The organism is Sphingopyxis sp. TUF1 (assembly GCF_036687315.1).
Classification (GTDB): Bacteria; Pseudomonadota; Alphaproteobacteria; order Sphingomonadales; family Sphingomonadaceae; genus Sphingopyxis; species Sphingopyxis kveilinensis.
This window is the reverse complement of the sequence record NZ_CP144683.1, coordinates 555248-576674: the sequence shown is the minus strand read 5'-3', so window position 1 is coordinate 576674 and position 21427 is coordinate 555248. Positions and strand designations below refer to the sequence as shown.

General features: G+C 62.8%; 23 protein-coding genes. 9 read left to right on the top strand and 14 right to left on the bottom strand.

Features of this window, described 5'->3' with window-relative positions; translation table 11 throughout:
• Positions 1-67: 67 nt before the first annotated feature.
• Positions 68-1501 carry an aldehyde dehydrogenase family protein gene (locus VSX77_RS02770; RefSeq protein WP_338426143.1) on the bottom strand — a complete coding sequence of 478 codons (1434 nt, stop codon included), beginning with the start codon at positions 1499-1501 and terminating at the stop codon, positions 68-70.
• Positions 1502-1612: 111 nt separating this feature from the next.
• Complete coding sequence (locus VSX77_RS02765) at positions 1613-3259, bottom strand: acetolactate synthase large subunit (RefSeq protein WP_338426142.1); 1647 nt, start codon at positions 3257-3259, stop codon at positions 1613-1615.
• A 580-nt stretch (positions 3260-3839) separates the two neighbouring features.
• Here VSX77_RS02765 and VSX77_RS02760 point away from each other — a divergent pair.
• Both VSX77_RS02760 and VSX77_RS02755 read left to right on the top strand, forming a co-directional pair.
• Positions 3840-4127 (top strand): type II toxin-antitoxin system RelE/ParE family toxin, encoded by a 288-nt coding sequence (locus VSX77_RS02760; protein ID WP_338426141.1) that lies wholly within the window; start codon positions 3840-3842, stop codon positions 4125-4127.
• Positions 4127-4426, top strand: coding sequence for a HigA family addiction module antitoxin (locus VSX77_RS02755; RefSeq protein WP_338426140.1), 300 nt, complete (start codon positions 4127-4129; stop codon positions 4424-4426). The genes VSX77_RS02760 and VSX77_RS02755 overlap by 1 nt, the downstream gene beginning before the upstream one ends.
• 91 nt (positions 4427-4517) lie before the next feature.
• Here VSX77_RS02755 and VSX77_RS02750 read toward each other — a convergent pair whose 3' ends face one another.
• The 3 genes from VSX77_RS02750 to cobT are packed head-to-tail and all read right to left on the bottom strand — an operon-like array spanning position 4518 to position 6907.
• The gene (locus tag VSX77_RS02750) at positions 4518-4811 is read right to left on the bottom strand and encodes a BrnA antitoxin family protein (RefSeq protein WP_338426139.1); all 294 of its coding nucleotides are present in this window, start codon (positions 4809-4811) and stop codon (positions 4518-4520) included.
• Entirely contained in the window at positions 4808-5050 is a 243-nt protein-coding gene (locus VSX77_RS02745; RefSeq protein ID WP_338426138.1) for a BrnT family toxin, read from the bottom strand. The genes VSX77_RS02750 and VSX77_RS02745 overlap by 4 nt, the downstream gene beginning before the upstream one ends.
• 33 nt (positions 5051-5083) lie before the next feature.
• A complete protein-coding gene (cobT, locus tag VSX77_RS02740; protein ID WP_338426137.1) occupies positions 5084-6907 on the bottom strand; it encodes a cobaltochelatase subunit CobT in 1824 nt (607 codons plus the stop codon).
• 231 nt (positions 6908-7138) lie between these two features.
• On the opposite strand from cobT, the gene VSX77_RS02735 reads away from it, so the two are divergent.
• Together VSX77_RS02735 and VSX77_RS02730 are read left to right on the top strand one after the other, a co-directional pair.
• Positions 7139-8335 carry an MFS transporter gene (locus tag VSX77_RS02735; protein WP_338426136.1) on the top strand — a complete coding sequence of 399 codons (1197 nt, stop codon included), beginning with the start codon at positions 7139-7141 and terminating at the stop codon, positions 8333-8335.
• Complete coding sequence (locus VSX77_RS02730) at positions 8332-8463, top strand: hypothetical protein (protein WP_338426135.1); 132 nt, start codon at positions 8332-8334, stop codon at positions 8461-8463. The genes VSX77_RS02735 and VSX77_RS02730 overlap by 4 nt, the downstream gene beginning before the upstream one ends.
• Positions 8464-8467: 4 nt before the next feature.
• Here the strand turns inward: VSX77_RS02730 and VSX77_RS02725 are convergent, their stop codons facing one another.
• Positions 8468-9694 carry an alpha/beta hydrolase gene (locus VSX77_RS02725; protein ID WP_338426134.1) on the bottom strand — a complete coding sequence of 409 codons (1227 nt, stop codon included), beginning with the start codon at positions 9692-9694 and terminating at the stop codon, positions 8468-8470.
• 133 nt (positions 9695-9827) lie between these two features.
• Between VSX77_RS02725 and VSX77_RS02720 the strand changes: the two genes are divergently transcribed.
• Positions 9828-10913: a DUF5694 domain-containing protein gene (locus VSX77_RS02720; protein WP_338426133.1), complete on the top strand. Its 1086-nt coding sequence runs from the start codon at positions 9828-9830 to the stop codon at positions 10911-10913.
• 24 nt (positions 10914-10937) lie between these two features.
• On the opposite strand, the gene cobS is transcribed toward VSX77_RS02720, so the two are convergent.
• From cobS to VSX77_RS02705, 3 genes are all read right to left on the bottom strand, one after another.
• Positions 10938-11927 carry a cobaltochelatase subunit CobS gene (cobS, locus tag VSX77_RS02715; protein ID WP_338426132.1) on the bottom strand — a complete coding sequence of 330 codons (990 nt, stop codon included), beginning with the start codon at positions 11925-11927 and terminating at the stop codon, positions 10938-10940.
• Positions 11928-12181: 254 nt separating this feature from the next.
• Positions 12182-12619 (bottom strand): ester cyclase, encoded by a 438-nt coding sequence (locus VSX77_RS02710; RefSeq protein ID WP_338426131.1) that lies wholly within the window; start codon positions 12617-12619, stop codon positions 12182-12184.
• A gap of 12 nt (positions 12620-12631) precedes the next feature.
• On the bottom strand, positions 12632-13162 hold the full coding sequence (locus tag VSX77_RS02705) for a DnaJ domain-containing protein (RefSeq protein ID WP_338426130.1): 531 nt from the start codon (positions 13160-13162) through the stop codon (positions 12632-12634).
• A 125-nt stretch (positions 13163-13287) separates the two neighbouring features.
• Here VSX77_RS02705 and VSX77_RS02700 point away from each other — a divergent pair, with 125 nt between their 5' ends.
• The 4 genes from VSX77_RS02700 (at position 13288) to VSX77_RS02685 (ending at position 16363) form a co-directional block, all read left to right on the top strand.
• Entirely contained in the window at positions 13288-13566 is a 279-nt protein-coding gene (locus tag VSX77_RS02700) for a BolA family protein (protein ID WP_422397269.1), read from the top strand.
• Between the two features lie 8 nt (positions 13567-13574).
• Positions 13575-13943, top strand: coding sequence for a DUF2200 domain-containing protein (locus tag VSX77_RS02695; RefSeq protein ID WP_338426129.1), 369 nt, complete (start codon positions 13575-13577; stop codon positions 13941-13943).
• A gap of 20 nt (positions 13944-13963) precedes the next feature.
• Positions 13964-14848 (top strand): pirin family protein, encoded by an 885-nt coding sequence (locus tag VSX77_RS02690; RefSeq protein WP_338426128.1) that lies wholly within the window; start codon positions 13964-13966, stop codon positions 14846-14848.
• Between the two features lie 117 nt (positions 14849-14965).
• The gene (locus VSX77_RS02685; protein WP_338426127.1) at positions 14966-16363 is read left to right on the top strand and encodes a methyl-accepting chemotaxis protein; all 1398 of its coding nucleotides are present in this window, start codon (positions 14966-14968) and stop codon (positions 16361-16363) included.
• On the opposite strand, the gene VSX77_RS02680 is transcribed toward VSX77_RS02685, so the two are convergent.
• The 5 genes from VSX77_RS02680 to rpoD all read right to left on the bottom strand — a co-directional run bounded on the left by VSX77_RS02680 (position 16360) and on the right by rpoD (position 21393).
• Positions 16360-16779 carry a GFA family protein gene (locus VSX77_RS02680; RefSeq protein ID WP_338426126.1) on the bottom strand — a complete coding sequence of 140 codons (420 nt, stop codon included), beginning with the start codon at positions 16777-16779 and terminating at the stop codon, positions 16360-16362. The two genes, VSX77_RS02685 and VSX77_RS02680, sit on opposite strands and share 4 nt — an antisense overlap.
• Before the next feature lie 4 nt (positions 16780-16783).
• The gene (locus tag VSX77_RS02675; RefSeq protein WP_338426125.1) at positions 16784-17629 is read right to left on the bottom strand and encodes an AAA family ATPase; all 846 of its coding nucleotides are present in this window, start codon (positions 17627-17629) and stop codon (positions 16784-16786) included.
• Between the two features lie 174 nt (positions 17630-17803).
• Positions 17804-18475, bottom strand: coding sequence for a DUF6975 family protein (locus VSX77_RS02670; protein WP_338426124.1), 672 nt, complete (start codon positions 18473-18475; stop codon positions 17804-17806).
• A 276-nt stretch (positions 18476-18751) separates the two neighbouring features.
• Entirely contained in the window at positions 18752-19048 is a 297-nt protein-coding gene (locus tag VSX77_RS02665) for a PspC domain-containing protein (protein ID WP_338426123.1), read from the bottom strand.
• Between the two features lie 329 nt (positions 19049-19377).
• Positions 19378-21393 carry an RNA polymerase sigma factor RpoD gene (gene rpoD / locus VSX77_RS02660; RefSeq protein WP_338426122.1) on the bottom strand — a complete coding sequence of 672 codons (2016 nt, stop codon included), beginning with the start codon at positions 21391-21393 and terminating at the stop codon, positions 19378-19380.
• Between the last annotated feature and the right edge of the window lie 34 nt (positions 21394-21427).

Genomic DNA, 21427 nt, shown 5'->3' with positions numbered 1-21427 from the left:
GGCAATCCAGAGTAGGCGTAAACCGCTCTGGATTGCTTCGCTTCGCTCGCAATGACGCCGTTTAGGATCACGTTCGCCGGATGACCAAATTCCTGATTTCGCTCATATCTTCCATTGCAAAGCGCACACCTTCGCGGCCGAGGCCGCTGTCCTTCACCCCGCCATAGGGCATATTGTCGACGCGGTAGGAGGAGACATCGTTGACGACGATGCCGCCTACGTCGAGATCGTCCCACGCTTCCAGTATCTTGTGGATGTCGCGTGTGAAGATGCCGGCTTGCAGGCCGAATTTGCTATCGTTCACGTCGGCGAGCGCCGCCTTCCAGTCGGTGAATTTCGACAGGATGACCACGGGGCCAAAGGCTTCCTCGCGCACGACGTCGGTATCGGCGGGAACATTTTCGAGCAAGGTCGCTTCAAGCATATTGCCGTCGCAACCGCCGCCCGCGAGCAGCGTTGCGCCCGCCGCGACCGCGTCGTCGATCCAGCCCTTCAGCCGCTGCGCTTCCTTGGCGGAGATCATCGGGCCGATGAAGGTGTTGCGATGCTTGGGATCGCCCGATTTCAGAGACTTGACCCGCGCGGTGAGCATGTCGCGGAATTTGTCGTAAACGTCGGCGTGGATGATCGCGCGCTGCACATGGATGCAGCTTTGCCCCGATTGGTAATAGCCGCCGAAGATGATGCGTTCGAGCGCATGATCGAGGTCGGCGTCGCTGTCGACAACCACCGCGGCGTTGCCGCCGAGTTCGAGCACTACCTTTTTCTTCCCCGCCTTGACCTTCAATTCCCAGCCGACGCCGGGCGAGCCGGTGAAGCTGAGCAGCTTCAACCGCTCGTCGGTGGTGAACAGGTCGGCGCCGTCGCGGCTTGCGGGCAAGATGCTGAACGCGCCTTCAGGCAGCACGTCGCATTCGGCGAGCACCTCGCCCATGATGATCGCGCCAAGCGGAGTCAGCGATGCGGGCTTCATCACAAAGGGACACCCCATCGCGATCGCGGGCGCAATCTTGTGCGCGGCGAGGTTGAGCGGGAAGTTGAACGGCGAGATGAAGCTGCACGGCCCGATCGGCACACGCTTCCACATCCCGATATAGCCCTTGGCGCGCGGCGAAATGTCGAGGGGCTGCACCTCGCCATAATTGCGCGTCGCTTCCTCGGCGGCGATGCGGAAGGTGTCGATCAGGCGGGTCACCTCGCCCTCGCTGTCGGCGATAGGCTTGCCCGCCTCGACGCAGAGCGCATAGGCCAGTTCGTCAAACCGCTCCTGAAAGCGTGCAACACAGTGGGCGAGCACGTCGCGTTTCTCGTAACTCGCGAGCCGCGCCATCGGCTCTGCGGCGCGCACGGCGCCGGCGATCGCTTCATCGATGACGTCGGGGGTCGCGAGCGCGGTGCGAAAGGCGACCTCGCCGGTGAACTTGTCGGTGACGACGAGGTCGCTGTTCGGCTGCGCGGCCTTGTTGTTGAGATAGAGCGGGTAGACGTCTTTCAACTTCATTTTACAAATCTCCGTACCCCGGCGAAAGCCGGGGTCCAGGGCTGGAACGCGCGACGGCCGGGCAAGGACGCTCTGGACCCCGGCTTTCGCCGGGGTGCAGGAGGCGAAAGGTCAAAGCTCCTTTGAAAGCCTCTTGATGTCATTATTCAAAATCTGGTCATTCTCCGAATAATCGACCGGGCAGTCGATCAGATGCACGCCCGGCGTGTCGAGGCAATTTGCGAGCAAGGCTTTGAGATGCGCGGCGCTCTCCACGCGGTGGCCGTTCGCGCCATAGCTTTCGGCATATTTGACGAAATCGGGGTTGCCATAGGTCAGCCCCCAATCCTTGAAGCCCATGTTCGCCTGTTTCCAGCGGATCATCCCGTAGCTGTTGTCGTTGAGGATCAGCACGGTGAGATTGAGGCCGAGGCGCACCGCGGTCTCCATTTCTTGACTGTTCATCATGAAGCCGCCGTCGCCGCAGATCGCCATCACCTTGCGGTCGGGATAGAGCATTGCCGACATCATTGCGCTCGGCAGCCCCGCACCCATCGTCGCGAGCGCATTGTCGAGCAGCACGGTGTTCGGCTTGCACGCTGTATAGCCCCGCGCGAACCAGATTTTATAGACGCCATTGTCGAGGCAGATGATGCCGTCGTCGGGCATCGCGTCGCGGACCGACTGCACCAGATGCGGCGGAAAGATCGGGAAGCGGTCGTCCTTGGCGAGCGGCGCGGTATGCTCGACCTCGGCCTGGCGATAGGCGAGCAGATGGTCGAATTTCCAGCCGCCATTGGGAACGATGTCCTCCTTCATCTGCCACACCGCGTTGGCGATGTCGCCGATCACCTCGATGTGGGGGAAATAGACGGGATCGACCTCGGCGGTCTTGGTCGACACATGGATCACCGTCGGCCCGCCGCGCTGCATGAAGAAGGGCGGCTTTTCGATCACATCGTGCCCCAGGTTGACGATGCAGTCCGACGCCTCGACCGCGCGGTGGACGAAATCGCCCGCCGACAAGGCCGCGCAGCCGAGGAATTTCGGATGCCGCTCGTCGATCACGCCCTTGCCGAGCTGGGTGGTCAGAAAGGGGATGCCCGTCTTTTCGATGAATTGCAGCAGCATCCGGCTGGTCATCGTGCGGTTTGCGCCCGCGCCGATGACGAGCACGGGCGACTTCGCCTTTTCGAGCGCCTTCACGGCTTCGCGGATCGATTTGACGTCCGCCGTGGGCCGGCGGACATGGCTGCGCTTCAGCGGCAAGCTGTCGGTATGTTCGTCGGCGATGTCCTCGGGAAGCTCGATATGCACCGCGCCGGGCTTTTCTTCTTCGGCGAGGCGGAAGGCCTCGCGCACGCGGCTGGGGATATTGTCCGACGAGGCCATCTGGTGGGTGAATTTGGTGATCGGCAACATCATCGCGACGACGTCGAGGATCTGGAAGCGCCCCTGTTTGGACTTCTTGATTGGCTTTTGGCCGGTAATCATCATCATCGGCATCCCGCCGAGCTGCGCATAGGCCGCGGCGGTGACAAAGTTGGTCGCGCCGGGGCCGAGCGTCGCGAGGCAGACGCCGGTCTTGCCCGTGTGGCGACCATAGGTTGCGGCCATAAAGCCCGCGCCCTGTTCGTGGCGAGTCAGGATCAGCTTGATCTTCTTCGATCGCGACAGGCTGTCGAGGAAGTCGAGATTTTCCTCGCCCGGCACGCCGAAAATATATTCGACGCCTTCTTCCTCAAGGCATTCGATGAACAGGTCGGATGCTTTCTTCATGCGTGTCGCCCCCTCAAGCCGCGCACCGTGCTGGTGCGGCCCCAGATCATGCCGGCGACCTCTCGGCATCCTATCGTCGCAGCGGCGCCCGTCGTAAGCCCGCGAGTCCCTGCTGCTTCACACAGGATTTGTAACGAGGGGGGCGGGGGTTGTCACGCGGGGTGTCTTTGCTTGCACTCATGGAGATTCGCGCAGAGGCCGCAGAGATCGCTGAGGGAAGCAAATTTTCCAAAGGCGCGGAAAACTGCGCAACTTCATTCGGAATCTCTGTTGAGAGCGACTTTCTTTGGGTGCGCGGCCGCGCTTAAAGCGACAAAAGATACGCATGGGCGCGCCGAAAATGTCTCCTTTGTGGCTTTGAGCGAAATCGCGTGCGGCGCCGTTGCCGCGGGTGTCTGGTCATGGGGGCGGGGCGTGGCATGGCGCATGGGCAGAAGCTAGTGCGGGACTATAGTGTAGGACAGAGATTTTCGGCGGCGGGGCGAGTTTGGGGTTGAGCAAGCCTTCACCGCAATTCAGTAATTCAGTTCCATGTAAAGCAGCGCTTGACATTTTGCATGTAAAGTAATACTTTCCATTCGTGGAGATCGAGAGCATCAGTCATAAAGCGCTGCGGCGGTTCGTCGAGACGGGCAAGCCGAAGGGCCTGTCGGGCGATCTGATCGATCGTCTGTCCAAAATGGTGAACTTCATCATCGCGGCAGAGACGATCGACGAACTCGGAACGCCGCCCAACTATGGCCTGCACCCCCTGACGGGGGACCGGGCCGGGACATGGGCGATGACCGTCACGCGCAATTGGCGGATGACATTCTCGATCGACGACCAGGGGGCGATTATCAACCTGGACTTGGAGGATTATCACTGATGGCTATCAAGGTTCACCCCTCTTTCGCGATTCACGCCGGCGAGTGGTTGAAGACCGAGATCGTCGAAGCGCATGGCGTATCGATCAATGACGTGGCGGAGGCGTTCGGCGTCAGCCGCCAGTCGGTGAGTGCCGTTCTGAATGGCCGCGCGGCGCTGACCGCCGATATGGCCATCCGCTTTGAGAAGGCGTTCGGCGTGAAGGCCGAGACGCTGCTGCGGATGCAGTCGCGCTACGAACTCGCCAAGGCGAGAGAGCATGAAGCCGACCTCGTCGTGAAGCGGCTGATCGCGGCTTGAGCCATCACGGCGGAGAGGGATAGATTTGCTTTGTTTCGAACTTGGTGTTGAATTCAGGGGTTAAGCGAGCCGTCGCTGTAATTTCATAACGTCATATTCCCGCGACCTTGCGTAGCGCCTTGTTCATACGCGACTGCCAGCCGGGGCCGCCAGCCTTGAAGGCTTCGAGCACTTCGGAGTCGAGCCGGATCGAGACGGCGACTTTAGTCTTGTCGGCTTTCGGCCGTCCGCTGACATTCCGGCGCATCTTGTCCGCCAGCGCGGGGAAGGCTTCGGCAAAAGGGCGCGCCTGCGCCAACTGCTCATCGGTCGCTTCCGGCGCGTCGGGATCACTGGCGATCATCCGCTGAATTTCCTTTTCGCTCGGGCGTCCGGTCGTTGTCATAACAGGCCTCTTTCCTTTTTGCTGGCGTGGCGCATCGAGATCACCGACACCCCTTCGGTGCCAAGAAGGGCGAACACCACCGCAATCGTTCCATCGTCGAGTCGCCCGATCGCCATATGCCGACCACCCTTCGCCGGGATCACCTGAGCCGACCGGAAAAACTCTTCCGACAGGTCGGCGAAATCGAAACCGTGCTTGGCGAGATTGATCTGACGCTTCGATTCGTCCCAGAGGATCATTGGGGGTTATTGTATATACATAATATGTGGAGGTCAATCGACGTCGAACAATCCCGCCAATTGCTCCACCATAGTGCCACCCAGCTGCTCGGCATCCATGATCGTCACCGCGCGGCTGTAGTAGCGCGTTACATCGTGGCCGATGCCGATTGCGCAGAGTTCGACGGGGGAGCGGTTTTCGATCCATTCGATGACCTGGCGCAGATGCTGGTCGAGATAGGCGCCGTGGTTGACCGACAGCGTGCTGTCGTCGACCGGTGCTCCGTCCGAAATCACCATCAGGATGCGGCGTTCCTCTGGCCGGCTGATAATCCGCTGGTGCGCCCACATCAGCGCTTCGCCGTCGATATTTTCCTTGAGCAGCCCTTCACGCATCATCAGCCCCAGCGACTTGCGCGCGCGGCGATAGGGTTCGTCGGCGGGCTTGTAGATGATGTGGCGGAGGTCGTTGAGGCGGCCGGGGTGTGCGGGGCGGCCCGCGGTGAGCCAGTCCTCGCGGCTCTGTCCGCCCTTCCATGTACGCGTGGTGAAGCCGAGGATTTCGGTCTTGACGCCGCAGCGTTCGAGCGTTCGCGCGAGGATGTCGGCGCTGATCGCGGCGATGCTGATTGGGCGTCCGCGCATCGATCCGCTATTGTCGATGAGCAGCGAGACGACGGTGTCGCGGAAGTCGGTGTCGCGCTCGATCTTGTAGGACAGCGACTGGCCGGGGGAGACGATGACGCGCGCGAGCCGTGCGGCGTCGAGCTGCCCCTCCTCCTGATCGAAATCCCATGCGCGGTTCTGCTGCGCCATCAGGCGGCGCTGGAGCCGGTTCGCGAGCTTGGTCACCGCGCCCTGCAGATGCTGCATCTGCTGGTCGAGATAGGCGCGCAGGCGGGTGAGTTCGTCGGCGTCGCAAAGCTCGGTCGCGGCGATGATCTCGTCATGCTTTTCGGTAAAGCGGAGGTAGTTGAAGTCGGGAATGTCGCTCGGCAGACGGTTGGGGCGGACGGGCAGCATCCCTTCGTCACCTTCGCCGCCCATTTCGGGTTCGCCGTCGGCCTCCATTTCCTGCGCGTCGGGGTCGCTGTCGCCGTCGTCGGCCTGATCGCCTGCCATTTCGGCGCGGGCGTCGACCTGGCTTTCACCGGAGCCGCCGTCTTCGCTTTCCTGTTCTTCCTGACTCTCCTCAGCTTCGGTCTGATCCTCTTCGCCGCCATCCTCGGCGCCTTCCTCCAGCGGCTCGTCGCTCTGGATGAGGTCGAGGTGGCGGAGCGCGATTTTCGCGGTTTCAGCGAACGCCGCCTGATCGTCGAGCAGCATCGACAGCGCGGTCAAATCGCCGCCCGCCTCCTTGCTGATCCATTCGCGCACCAAGGACAGGCCGGTCTCGGTCCCCTGCGGCGCGCGTTCGCCGGTCAGCGCCTCGCGCAGCATCAACTCGAGCGCGCTCGACATCGGCACGTCGGCCCGGTCCTGCGCGCGGCTGATCGGGTCCGACCGCATCCGCATCGCAAGGCTGGCCGCGAGATTGCCGCGCATCCCCGCCATATGCCGCGCGCCCAGCGCCTCGACCCGTGCGCGTTCCATCGCATCGAAGGCCGCGGCGGCGATCGGCTCGGCGGGACGCGCCGCATTGTGAATCTTGTCGCTATGATGCTTCATCCGCAGCGCATAGCCATCGGCGAAACCGCGTGCCTCGGCGACCTGATCGGCGGGGAGCGTGCGCGACGGGGTCGGCACCTTGATCGCCTTGCCGACCTGCGCGGGGGCATCGGCGGTGAAGCCCACCTCGACCTCGGCATCGCGGGTGACCGCGCGCGCGACGCTCGACAGCGCGGCCTTGAAATCGTCGAGGGGAGATTGGGTGGACATTTCGAGTCGGCTCTAAACAGCTTTGATGCGGGAAGGAAGAGTGTCGGATCATGTCCCTCCCCATCGTCACCCCGGACTTGATCCGGGGTCCATGCCTTCGCTCGCCGAATGGACCCCGGATCAAGTCCGGGGTGACGAAAGTGGATGTAGGTGGCGGCGTAGCTAAGCTCGCTTGACGTCGTGCATGCACAGGCGCATCGGCGCGATATGAGCTCCCCCGCACTCTCCCCCATGAAACGCCCGTGGGTCGTCATCGCCTGTGCCGCTTTCATCGTCACGCTGGCGATGGGCGTGCGCCAGTCGTTCGGCCTGTTCCTGCCGCAGATGAGCGTCGACATCGGCATCAGTCGCTCGGATTTCGGGCTTGCGCTGGCGCTTCAGAACCTGCTGTTCGGGCTCGTCCAGCCGTTTGTCGGCGCGCTCGCCGACAAGCATGGCGCGGGACGGATCGTCTTTTTCGGGGCGCTTCTCTATGCACTCGGGTTGATCGGCGCGGCGTTCGCGACCGACGCGATCGGGCTGCATCTGAGCTTCGGCCTTCTGATCGGCATGGCGCAGTCGGCAACGACCTTCGTCATCGTATTGGGCGCGGTCGGCCGCGTCGTCAGTGCTGAAAAGCGCGGCACCGCGTTCGGCATCGTCACCGCGGGCGGTTCCCTCGGGCAATTCCTAGTCGTGCCGTTGGCGTCGATGCTGCTCGGCGACATCGGCTATCACCAGACGCTGTGGATCATGGCGGGGCTGGTTGCACTGTGCGGCCTGCTGGCGATCGGGGTTGCGGGGCGCGCCGACGGCGGCGCAAGCCTGACCCTGGAGGTCGAGCAAAGCGCGCGCGAGGCGCTGCGCGAGGCGGCGGTTCACCGCGGGTACTGGCTGCTCAACGCGGGCTTTTTCGTCTGCGGCTTTCACATCGCTTTCATCGCGACGCACCTGCCCGCCTATCTCGACGACAAGGGGCTGGGGATCGAGATCGGCGCGCAGGTGCTGGCGCTTGTCGGGCTGTTCAACATCCTCGGTTCCTATGTGTTTGGCCGCGCGGGTGATGTGATGCGCCAGAAATATGTGCTGTCGGCGCTTTACACCGCGCGCGCGGCGGTGATCGCGCTTTTTCTGTTCCTGCCGCTGACCCATGCGAGCGCGCTCGCCTTCGCCGGCGCGATGGGTTTCCTGTGGCTCGGCACGATCCCGCTCACCAGCGGGATCGTCGGGCGCATCTTCGGCGTCCGACACCTGTCGATGCTGTATGGCATCGTCTTTCTCAGCCATCAGATCGGCAGCTTCTTTGGTGCGTGGATGGCGGGGCTGATCTTCGATGCGACGGGCAGCTATAACATCGCGTGGGGCTTTGCGATCGCGCTCGGGCTGTTCGCGGGGCTTGTCCACCTCCCGATCGCCGACACGCCGGTCAAACGGTTGCAGGCGGCATGAAAGTGGCGCGGCAGGATGCGGCTGCGCTGGCGCTGTTCGCCGCGATCGCGGTCGGTGGCCTGTGGCTGTGGACCGGCGAGGGGCCGGCCGTATGGCTCGCCGATTTTGCGGTGATGTGCGGTTTTTGACGGCTCAGCGGTCGTCGTCCGCCTCGGCGGTCCGATGGCAGATCGCTTCATGCTCTTCTTTGGTCAGCGCCGGGTCGGGCTGCAGCCGGAACACATGGGCCCACGGCGTCGCTACACGTTCGGGCCGTATCTGCTTGCCTGCGACAACATCAATGAAATCGCGGCAGGCGGGCGCGCTCAGCAGGAAATTGCTGTGGCCCGTCGAGCCGCGCGACACGTCGGTTGTGTCGATCACCGTCAGTCCGGCACGCGGTGCCGGATAGCAGCGTTCGGGGAAGCCCTTCGCCTTGAGGTCGGCAGCCTCGAACGGATTGAAACAATAAGGCGAGCCCAGTCGCGGATAGCCGTGGATCGCGCGCGAAGCCGCGAGCGCCTTGTCGGCGCGCGACGTGTAGATGGTGATCCGCCGGTCTTTCGCGACGCGCCGCGCCGACAGCACCTCTTCCTCGATGTCGCGTTCGAACGTTTCGCGGTCGATGTCGGGCGAAGCGAGGATGATGTTCGAGATATTGCTGCTGTCGGCATCGCTCGATGCACGATCGACGTAGGCGACCGCGGGGATGACGAGCCGTGCGCCGAGGGAGTGCGAGACGATCACGATCTCCTTCACCCAGCGCTGTTCAGCGAGTGCTTTCAGGAAGTCGCGGAAGTTGCGGACGTCGTGATACATGTTCGTTTCATCGACGACATAGCTCAGCAGCTTGCCCTGCGACGGCCAGCTATATTCGATGATCGGCCCGTCGAACCCCGTCATTCGCGCGATCTGCGCCGCGTCCTTCGACGTGGTCGAGAAATTCTCGCGATAACCGTGGACATAGAGCAGCACGCGGCCCTGCCGCCGGTCGGTCTCGGCCTGCAGCGCGCGCCACCAGTCGGGCGCCGCCTGAAACGCGAGCGGGGGCAGGAAGCGCTTTTTCTTGCCCACCACGACCTCGCGCGGCGCGTTGAAGCGGCCGTAACGCACGCTGTCGCTGCGGTGATGCAGCAGCTCGATCTCGCTCGTGCGGCAGTCGGGCAGGCGGCTCGTCGCAAAAAAATGGGGGAGCGCCCCGCCATCGACGACTGCGCCGGGCTGGGCATTGCAGCGCGGGTCGGCAACATAGTCGGCGTGGCGGATCTTGCCGTAATCGACCGCCGCAATGCTGCACCCGGCAAGCGGGACGAAGGCAACCGCGGCAAGGAGGCGACGGGTTAGGGATACAGCAAAAACGCGCTGATGGAGGCAGAGCATGGCGGCGATGCTGGCAGACGATTTCCGGCATTGGAAGCCGGAAAAAGGAATGCTCTATCTGTATTGACTGAATAACACACGTTGTTATGCAGATCACGGCTTATGTTTGAGTGCCATAAAACGGGAGGCGCCCTTGACCCTGATTGCCGCGCTGATGCTCGCCGCCACCGCGCCGACCGGCACTCCTGCAGCGTCGTCGACCTATGTACCGAGCTTTGATCCGAGCGGGCTAAAGGATAATGTCGGCGGCCCGCCGGGCGAGGTGCTGGTCCTCGGAACGCCGCATCTTTCTAGCTTTCCAAAGAATTTTCAGGCGGAAAACCTGGGTCCGCTGCTCGATCGCCTCGCCGCCTGGCGGCCGCAGATGATCGCCATTGAGGCCGTATCGGGAGCGCAATGCGAAATGCTGCTGCGCTATGCGTCGGTTTATCCCGATGCTTACAAAAGTTATTGCTGGAATCCCGAACCCGCGCGCGAGGCGACGGGGCTCGATGTTCCGGCTGCTACCGCCGAGGCCGAAAAATTGCTTGCAACTTGGCCCGAAAATCCCACCGCCGCCCAGCGGCGGCGCCTGGCTGCGGTATTTCTGGCCGGCGGCGAACAGGCGTCTGCGGTTGTGCAATGGTTGCAACTGCCAATTGCCGAGCGCCAGCCGGGCGAGGGACTCAATGACTTGCTTGTCGAACGACTGAACGAACTCGTGAGTCGGCGGAACGAAAATTATCTGATCGGCGCGGCGCTTGCCGCACGGCTCGGGCTCCAGCGTGTCCATTCGGTCGACGACCACAGCGCCGACTTTTCGTCTGAATCGTCGGAGGATGAAGCCGCTTATGGTACCGCGGTGCAGCGCGCATGGGACAATCCTGCCACCGCAAAGCGCAGGGCGATCGATGATGAATTGATGAAGCGGCTCGATGGCGAAGGCGTGCTTGCCATCTACCGTGACTATAATAGCGAGCACTCGATGCGGCTCATTTTTGAAAGCGATTTCGGTGCCGCCGTCGCTGGCGTGTCACCCAAAAATCATACACGGCGCTATTCGGGATGGTGGGAAACACGCAACCTGCGGATGGTCGCCAATATCCGCCGCGCCATGGCACGCCAGCCCGGCACGCGGATGCTCGCGATCGTGGGCGCATCGCACAAGGGCTATTACGAAGCCTATCTGCACATGATGCACGACATCAACCTGGTCGACGCCGAAGCCATGCTGAAATAGTCGGCAGGGCTTTGAACGGCCTCTCTATTTTCCGACGACGCTTTCAGGCAAATCCTCGCCGAATACGCGCTGATAATATTCGGCGACGATCATCCGTTCGGCTTCGTCGCATTTGTTGAGGAAAGACAGGCGGAAGGCGAAACCGATATTGTGGAAGATCGCAGTATTCTGCGCCCAGCTGATCACCGTGCGCGGCGACATGACGGTCGAGATGTCGCCATTGATGAAACCCTGCCGCGTCAGATCGGCGACCTTGACCATATTGGCGACGGTCGTGTCGTCTGTGTCGGGCACCTTGGCGAGGACGATCGCGCTTTCGGTGGCGGCGGGCAGATAGTTGAGCGTGACGACGATGTTCCAGCGGTCCATCTGGCCCTGGTTGATCTGCTGCGTGCCGTGATAGAGGCCGCTCGTGTCGCCGAGGCCAACGGTGTTCGCGGTCGAGAAAAGGCGGAAATACGGATTGGGGCGGATCACGCGATTCTGGTCGAGCAGGGTCAGCTTGCCCTCGGTCTCGAGCACGCGCTGGATCACGAACATCACGTCGGGGCGGCCCGCGTCATATTCGTCGAAAACCAGCGCGGTCGGGGTTTGCAGCGCCCAAGGAAGCAGGCCTTCGCGGAACTCGGTGACCTGCTGGCCGTCGCGCAGGACGATCGCGTCGCGACCGACAAGATCTATGCGGCTGATATGCGCGTCGAGGTTGACGCGGATGCACGGCCATTTGAGTCGCGCGGCAACCTGTTCGATATGCGTCGATTTGCCGGTGCCGTGATAGCCCTGCACCATCACGCGGCGGTTATATTTGAATCCGGCCAGGATCGCGAGCGTCGTGTCGCCGTCGAAGACATAGGCGGGGTCGAGGTCGGGCACGCGCGCGTCGGCCTCGCTGAATGCCGGCACCTTCATGTCGATGTCGACGCCGAACATCTCGCGCGCGTCGACCTCCGTATCGGGCGCGGCCAGCAGCGTCGATCCGTGATGGTCGGGGAGGCTGTTCGGAATATCGGTCATGTTGTCTGTCGCCTTAAAATCATGCCCCTTCTCCCTTGAGGGGAGAAGGATACGGAGCCTTGCCGCGGAGCGGCTAGGCGCAGTTGGATGAGGGTGAGCGGCGCGCCGCGCCGCGCGAGCCTGCGGCTCGCATACCCCTCACCCAGCTACGACTAGCCAGCAAGCTGGCAAGTCTTCGCAACCCTCTCCCTCAAGGGGAGAGGGAGGGTCGGGCTGCCGCGGTATCGCTGTCCGTTTCAGCTTGCAACGCCTTTTCAGAGGAGGCCGAGCGCCTTCATCACTGCCGACTGATCGTAATAGGGACGCTCGCAGATGATCTTGTCGCTGCCGGGGGCAAATTCGAAGCTTGCGGCCATGCGGATACGAAACGCCTTGCCTGTCGGTTCGATCGTGCGCGGGCCCAGCTTCAGCGGCCCGAGATGCGTGCCGGTCAGCCAGAATTCGACAAGCACCGTATCGCTTTCAGCGTCGGCGGCGATCGCGATGACGTCGTTGGCCTGATCGGGAAAGGGTTCGCGCGACGAAGCAAAATAGGACCGCACCGCGGCCTCGCCGTCAAAAACGGTGCCGGGGCCCATCAATTCGTAGCGCGGATGATCAAAGGTCGCGATGACACCGTCCCAATCGTGCGTGATCTCCAGCGCCATATGAAGGCGCACCGCCTCAATCCGTGCTTCGTTAAGATCGGTCATCGCCCCTCTCCCCTATGCAAACACCCTACTCTTTCTCAGCAATTGATAGGCTTCTACTACCTGACTCAGCCGGGTTTCGAAACTGCGATTTCCACCATTCCGGTCCGGATGATATTTGCGCACGAGCTCGCTGTAGCGGCGGCGCAGCGCGGCGCGGTCGGCATCGGCGGCAAGGCCCATCAACTGCATCGCGGCATGTTCTTCGCGCGAGAGGGCGGGGTTGGCCGCCTCACGATGCGCTTCGTCCATCCGCTGCCGGAACCGCGCGCCGAGCGCGTCCATCGGATCCCTGAAATCCGCCCAGCGCGGTGGCAGGTCGGCGCTGCCCGCCGCGCGAAAGGCACGGCTTTCGGTTTCCCAGCCGGCGGTGGGGGACTGTGCCGCCATGATCTGATCGGCGCTCATCCCTTCGAAGAAATTATAACCCGCGTTGAATTCGCGGACATGGTCGAGGCACAGCCAGCGATAGGGGGGCGGACCGTCGGGCGAGCGATGCGCCGATGCGGGCGCGCGAAATTCGCCGGGCTCGCGGCAACCGGGCACGGCGCAGGGTTCCGCGCGCGGGACGCGGCCATGAAAGCGGGAGGGGCGGGTGGAGGACGGCAAGAGAGGCTTTCGGGGATAGGGAGGTCTTATAATTTGGCGACGAAGCGCTTATGGTCAACCCTATGAGCAGCAAAGGTCCCGTACAGCAAGAGATGGAAAGCCTGCTCGCCGCAGCCTTTCCCGACGCCAATTTCACCGTCAGCAACGACAGCGCCAAGCATCATGGCCACGCCGGCGACGATGGCAGCGGCGAATCGCATTTCAGCCTGGCCATTGAATGGGCAGGCTTTGCCGGCATGAACCGCGTTATGCGGCAGCGCGCCGTTAACCGGGCGCTCGGCGACCTGCCGGGGCAGCGGGTCCACGCGCTCGCGATCCGCGCAACGGCGCCGGGCGAATAGCGGCGCGAATGGCAGAACATCGCATCTATGGCATGAGCTTTGCCAGCGTCTATCTGCATTATGTGGCCAAGGCCGAGCGCAAGGGGCGCACGAGGGAGGAGGTCGACGAGGTCATTCGCTGGCTGACCGGCTATAGCCAAAAGGCGTTGGAGGGGCAGATTGCAGCCCAGACCGACATTAAGGGCTTTTTTGGTGAGGCGCCCGCGATGAATCAGGCGCGCGATCAGATCAAGGGCGTCGTCTGCGGTATCCGCGTCGAAAATATCGAAGAACCGCTGATGCGCGAGATCCGCTATCTCGACAAGCTGATCGACGAGCTGGCGAAAGGCAAGGCGATGGAAAAAATCTTGCGTGCCCCCGGGCCCGCCGAACGCTGAGCCCTGCGAAAGGATAAGGCATGGTTACCGTCATCACCCCTTCGACCCACGACATCGGCGCGTTCGAGGTGCGGCGATCGCTGCCGAACAAGGCGCGCACGATGGTGGGGCCCTTCATCTTTGTCGACCAGTTCGGCCCGGCACATTTCGACATCGGCAAGGGGATGGATGTGCGGCCGCACCCGCACATCAACCTCGCCACCGTCACTTATTTGTTCGAAGGCGCAATCGATCATCGCGACAGCCTCGGCACCTATGCGACGATCCGCCCGGGCGCGTGCAACCTGATGACCGCCGGGCGCGGCATCGTGCATTCGGAGCGTACGCCCGAGGCCGAGCGCGCGACCGGGTCGGCGATTTCGGGGATGCAAACCTGGCTTGCGCTGCCCGACGGCAAGGAAGAAATCGATCCGGCGTTCGAGCATGTTGCGAAGAACGACCTGCCGCTGGTCGAGGATAATGGGGTGTCGGCGCGCATCATCATGGGCAGCCTGTGGGGTGCGACGTCGCCGATCACGCAGCACAGCGCCACCATCTATGCCGATATATTGATGAACCCCGGCGCGACGATCCCGATCGATGCCGACGCCGACGAGCGCGCGGTGCTTGTGGCGCTGGGTGATGCGACGCTCGATGACGAGCCGCTCGAACGCCATAGCCTCTATATATTGAAGCCGGGCGAGGCGATGGTGCTGCGCGCGACCAGCGACACGCGGGTGATGCTGCTGGGCGGGGAGGCTTTTGCGACGCCGCGGCATGTGTGGTGGAATTTCGTGAGCTCGTCGCGTGACCGGATCAACGAGGCGAAGCACGACTGGAAAGAAGGCAAATTTCCGCTCGTTCCGGGTGATAGCGAAGAATTCATACCCATTCCCGAAGTGCCGAAGACGGTCAGCTATCCCTGAGGGGTGGGCGACGGCTTATTTTTCACCCTCCAGCGCCGTTCCTGCCAGCCGCCCATTGACCCCTCATTAACCAATATCCGCCATAGCTTCGCGATCATTCAGGGACGTGGGTACGCAATGAAATTCGATCCGATCAATTCGGCGGCGCCGATCCTCGACGAGTCGGTCGCAAGCGACTGCGGCGCGCTGGCGGTCGGGTGCAGCGATGCGGCCGGACGGATCAAGCGCGCGACCGACCAGATGGACCGTCAGGTCGCCGAACTCGGTCGGCTGGAGGATTATGTCGTCAGCCTGGAGGCCGATCAGCGCCAGATCGCCGATTCAACCGACGAAGCCAAGCTGCTGTCGGCGCGGGCGTGCGAACAGCTCGATGCCGGTGCCGAGCGCGTCAATACGGCAGTCAGCGAATTCCGGTCGGTGATCGATCTGGTTGCACGGCTGGGCACGCACGTCACCAATTTCGCCGCGGTGATGGAGCAGGTGCAGCAGGTCAGCCAGTCGATCGAATCGATCGCCAAGACCACCAACATGCTCGCGCTCAATGCCGCGATCGAGGCCGAGCGCGCCGGCGACGCCGGGCGCACCTTTGCCGTCGTCGCGGCCGAGGTGAAGAAACTGGCGCAGAACACGCGCGGCGCCACCGACGAAATCCGCCGCTCGATCGGCAGCCTTGCCGCCGAGGCGAGCGGGCTCGTCACCGAGATTCAGTCGGGGGTCGAACAGTCGAGCCGCGCCGAGGCGCAGTTCGAAACGATCACCGATGCGCTTCACGATGCGACGCACCTCGTGGCGCTGCTCGACGACCAGAGCGACCGAATCGCGCAGTCGAGCGCGATGGTTCATGCCAACGGCGCCAAGGTGCGCGAAGCGCTTGACCGCGTCGTCACGTCGGTGCGCGACAATAGTTCGACGCTGGCGGGCACGCGCGATTCGATCCTGTCGATGGAGCAGGTGTCCAACCGCATGTTCAACGCGGTGATCTCCGCCGGCGTCAGCCCGCAGGATTCGGCGGTCGTCGCGCTTGCGGCAAAGGTGCGCGACGAATTTACGGCAATCGCAGAGCGTGCGATCGCAAATGGCACGCTGACGATGGAGCAGCTGTTCGATACAGATTATGTGCGCGTGCCGGGGTCGAACCCCGAACGCTTTCGCACCAGCCTGTGCGATTGGGCCGACGCCAACTGGCGCCCGCTGTTCGATCGCGTCGTCGCCCAGCATCCCGAGGTAAAAATGTCGTCCGCCGGAGACATGAACGGCTTTCTCCCCACGCACATCACCGATTGTTCGCGCGCGCCGACCGGCGATATCGAGCATGACACGGCGCATTGCCGCAACGGCCGCATCCTTCTCGACGCGACCGACGCGGCGGCAAAGAGCAGTACGGCGCCCTTTTTCATGGCGGTATATCGGCAGGAAGGCGACGGCACCAACTATGTCACCGTGCGCAACGTCTATATGCCGGTGACGATCAACGGTCGCCGCTGGGGCGATGTTGAAGTGGCATACCAGCTTTAACGCTGCGTCCCCGGCGGCGGAGGCTGCCGCGGATATTGCTCCATCGCTGGATCGATAATCGCACCCGGGGGGGCTTCGTCGGTCCAGATCGCGACGGTCGGTTTAAGCCCGTGATCGTCGAGCAAGCCAAGCCGGACGGCGCGGATGTGCGGACCTGCAGAAGACGCAGCATAAAGCTGCGTGCCGCACGCCGGGCAAAAGGACCAGATGATCTCGCGGCCGCTCGCCGCCATTCGGCGGTTCGATGCGACCTCGCCGGTCACCGCAATATCGGCAGTCAGGAAAATACCATTGTGCGACGGCCCGCCCCCGGCGAGCTTTTGGCAATTGGCGCACCAGCATTGCCGCACAACCATCGGTTCGCCGTCGATACGAATGGAAACCGCGTTGCAGGCGCAGCGACCGCCATAGGCCATCGCGTCAGCCCCCTTGGCGCCGCGCCATGAAGGCAAGCTTTTCAAACAGCATCACGTCCTGCTCATTCTTGAGCAATGCTCCGTGGAGCGGCGGGATCGCCTTGCCCACGTCGCGGTTCTGGAGCACCTCGAGGGGCATGTCCTCGGCCAGCAGCAGTTTCAGCCAGTCGATCAATTCGCTCGTCGAGGGTTTTTTCTTGAGCCCCGGCACCTCGCGCACGTCGTAGAAAATGTCCATCGCGCGGCTGACCAGCGTCTTCTGGATGCCGGGAAAATGGACCTCGACGATTTCGGCCATCGTGTCGCGGTCGGGAAATTTGATGTAGTGGAAGAAACAGCGGCGCAGGAAGGCGTCGGGCAGTTCCTTTTCATTGTTCGACGTAATGACGACGATCGGGCGTTCCCTGGCGGTGATCGTCTCATCGGTTTCATAAACGTGGAACGCCATGCGATCGAGTTCCTGAAGTAGGTCGTTCGGGAATTCGATGTCGGCCTTGTCGATCTCGTCGATCAGCAGGACGGGCAGTTTGGGCGAGGTGAAGGCCTCCCACAATTTGCCGCGCTTGATGTAATTGCGGATGTCGTGGACGCGCTCTTCGCCGAGCTGGCCATCGCGCAGGCGCGCCACCGCGTCATATTCGTAAAGGCCCTGCTGCGCCTTGGTCGTCGATTTGATGTTCCAGGTGATCAGCGGCGCGTCGAAGGCCTTGGCAATTTCCTCGGCCAGCACGGTCTTGCCGGTGCCGGGTTCGCCCTTCACGAGCAAGGGACGGCGGAGCAGCGTCGCGGCATTGACGGCGACCTTGAGGTCGTCGGTGGCGATATAGGCGCTGGTTCCTTCAAAGCGCATGGGCAGGCTGCCTTTCCCTTAACGTGAACGTCAAGAAGGCATAGCGGGGGCGGGGGGAGGGTGCAAGCGATGCAGAAGAATCGTCGCCCCCGCGAAGGCGGGGCCCGTCAGCGGCTCTGCTCGGCGGCGCGGCGTAAACTGCCAGCGGCCCCCGCCTTTGCGGGGGCGACGTTTTCAAGGATGCGCGCGGCTGGCGGCGCGCGCCGACATCAGATCCCACAGCCCGCTGTGCTGCGCGATCAGTTGCTGCGCGCCAAACAGCATCGCGCGTTCGACTGGAGGCGTATCGCCGATGCTGGCAGCGAGCCGTGCGGTCCCCGGCAGATCGGGAAGCGAACAGGCGGGTGGCGCAAGGTCAAGCCGCTGCGCGCTGATGTCGAGCAGCACGCGGATCGTCCGCCAGTCGAGCGTTAGTGCGATCGCGGCGCCGAGCGCGCAGCCTTGACGGTCCGATTCGGCGAGCATGTCGAGCGCCTTGCGCTGCGCCGCAACCGCGGCTTCGCATTGTGCCTGGCCCTGCGTGCTCGGCACCGGGCCGACCGCCGAGGCGATCTTCGACAGAAAAGCGCGCTCGTCGGCAAAGGCTGCCGCGGCCTGATCCATCCATGCGCGCGACGCCGGATCGATCGCCTTGCGCGCAGCATTGTCGATGACGCCGGGGTAGCGGCCGTGCAGCAGGCACAGGAAATGGACCGCGTCGGCGAGGTTGCGCATCGCATCGGCGCCGCTCGACAGCGCGCCCGAACGGACGTGCGGATGCGCGCCGGTCCCGTCGCTCGCAACGATCGCGTCGAGCAGTTCGGCGGCGCCGCGCGTCGTTGTCCGGGGTTGGGGCGACTGGCTCAACGCAGAATCCTCTCAGGAGCATGGGCCGGAACCCAAGCCGGTGGAATGGCTGGCGAACAGTCATAGGTGAACGTCGTAAACGACGCGTTTAAACGAGAAGAAGGGAATTGTAGATCGAGTGTTTCAGTCAGGGACAGCGGCCAACGCAGACGCGGACCGAAAGGCAAAGGGACCGGCGAGCCCAGTGGAAGCTCGTCGGTCCCTTTCATGACGCCGGGCGGCGCCATCGGAGCGAAGCGGCGGACTCGGGGAGAGGGAGAACCCGGCCGCTTCCACTCAAGCTGCGAGTGCGAGTTCCTCGGCCTTCTGCGCCTGCGGGGCGCCGCTCTCGGTCACGCTCGATGCCGGTGCGATGGACGCGGAGGCTTTGGCGGGGAAGAGCAAGCGCGAGGCAAGCACGAGAAGGCCCAGCCCGAAATAGGCGGCGAAGCTTTGCACCGGGAAGAAGAAGAGCGGAGCGATGAATGCCAGGCGCAGATACAGCGGGTTGAAGCCGAAATCCTGGCCCACGGCCTCGCAGATACCGAAGAAGGTGTCGCGGCGGCGGAAGAGATTGGTGGTTTCGTTCTGCATTTTCTCGTCTTTCGTCTGGCTGCGGGCTCAGCCCCGCGCTCATGCCGCAATCTTCGCAAGCAGCGTGCCAATTATGCGGATGTGTGGATTTCCGGCCAATTTGACCGCCGCGCCGTCCAAGAGGCGGCACGTGGTCCGGGAAAATGTCCCATCAGTCGGGAAATGCCGCCATCAGTCTGTATCTTTTTTCATGGCATGAACTCGGGGGAGAGCGCCGCCGATATGGGCGGCAGCACGCTTCCTACAAGAGGTGCATGAAAAAACGGCGACCGGTTAGACCGGCCGCCGTGAAAATTCGATGAACGTCGTCAGAGAGTTACAGACGGTGCCTACTGATCGAGGAAGCTCCGCATCTTGCGGCTGCGCGATGGGTGCTTCAGCTTGCGGAGCGCCTTGGCCTCAATCTGGCGGATACGTTCGCGGGTCACGCTGAACTGCTGGCCGACTTCCTCCAGCGTATGGTCGGTGTTCATGCCGATGCCAAAACGCATCCGCAGCACGCGTTCCTCGCGCGGGGTTAGCGACGCCAGGACGCGAGTGACGGTCTCTTTCAGGTTCGACTGCACCGCGGCATCGACCGGGATCACCGCATTCTTGTCCTCGATGAAATCGCCGAGGTGGCTGTCTTCCTCGTCGCCGATCGGCGTTTCGAGGCTGATCGGCTCCTTGGCGATCTTCATCACCTTGCGAACCTTTTCGAGCGGCATCGACAGACGCTCGGCCATTTCCTCGGGCGTCGGCTCGCGGCCGCTTTCGTGGAGGAACTGGCGGCTGCACCGGACCAGCTTGTTGATCGTCTCAATCATATGGACCGGGATGCGGATCGTGCGCGCCTGGTCGGCGATCGAGCGGGTGATCGCCTGGCGGATCCACCAGGTCGCATAGGTCGAGAATTTATAGCCGCGGCGGTACTCGAATTTATCGACCGCCTTCATCAAACCAATATTCCCTTCCTGAATCAGGTCGAGGAACTGGAGGCCGCGGTTCGTATATTTCTTGGCGATCGAGATGACGAGGCGCAGGTTCGCCTCGACCATTTCCTTCTTGGCGATGCGCGCTTCACGCTCGCCTTTCTGGACCATGTTCACGACGCGGCGGAATTCGGTGAGGCTCATGCCCGCGGCCTGCGCGATTTCCGAAATCTCGATGCGGATGCGGTCGACTGCACCGGCCTCGTTTTCAGCGAAGGCGGCCCATTTCTTGTCGAGACCCGACACCTGATCGAGCCAGTTTTCTTCCAGCTCGCGCCCGACATAATTGTCGAGGAACGACTTGCGCGGCACCTTGTGGCGCTCGGCAAGACGCAGCATCTGCCCGCCCAGCGCGGTCAGACGGCGGTTGTAGCTGTAGAGCTGGTCGACGAGATATTCGATCTTCGTGCCGTGGAACTGCACGCTTTCGACCTGCGCGGTCAGTTCCTCGCGCAGCTTGTGATATTTCTTCTCCGACGCCGCGGGGAATTCCTCGCCCGACGACAAGGCCTCGAGCCGCGATTCCTGAAGCTTCTGGAACGCCTTGAAGCTCTTGGTGATGTTGGCGAATTTCTCGAGCGCGTCGGGTTTCAACAGCTCTTCCATCGCCGCGAGGCTGAGGGTGTTGTCTTCCTCGTCTTCCTCGAAGCTTTCGCGCTTGCCCGATGTGCCCTCGCCATCCTCGTCGTCCGAATCGGCCGAAGGCTCTTCCTCGACCTCATCCTCGTCCTTGAACGAGACGCCGGCGGTCTTTTCGCTGATCTCGCCGTCATCCTCGGCGCCTTCGTCATCGAGGTTTTCGGGCGCGGGATCTTTCGACAGCATCGCTTCGAGGTCGACGATCTCGCGCAGCTGCATGTCGCCGTTGTTGAGCGCGTTCGACCATTCGATGATCGCGTTGAAGGTCAGCGGGCTTTCGCAGAGCCCGAGGATCATCGTATCGCGGCCCGCCTCGATGCGCTTTGCGATCGCGATTTCGCCCTCGCGGCTGAGAAGCTCGACCGCGCCCATTTCGCGAAGATACATGCGAACGGGGTCGTCCGTGCGATCGACCGTTTCCTTCTTCTTTTCGATCGCGGGGTTCGACACCGACCCCGTGCCGGCCGAAACATCGACTTCGTCGTCGGTTTCCTGCTCGGCCTCTTCCTGCACATCCTCGTCGCTTTCGACGATGTTGATGCCCATGTCGGAAATCGCCGACATGATGTCCTCGATCTGCTCGGACGACATTTCGTCCTGCGGCAGCGCCGCATTGAGCTCGTCATAGGTCAGATAACCGCGCTTCTTGCCGCGCGCGATCAGCTTTTTGACGTCGGCCTCGTTAAGGTCGATCAGCGGGGCGTCGGTGTCGGCTTCGGTGTTTTTGGTGGCCATTTATTCATCCTGCCTGAAGGGGCATTTACGGGTC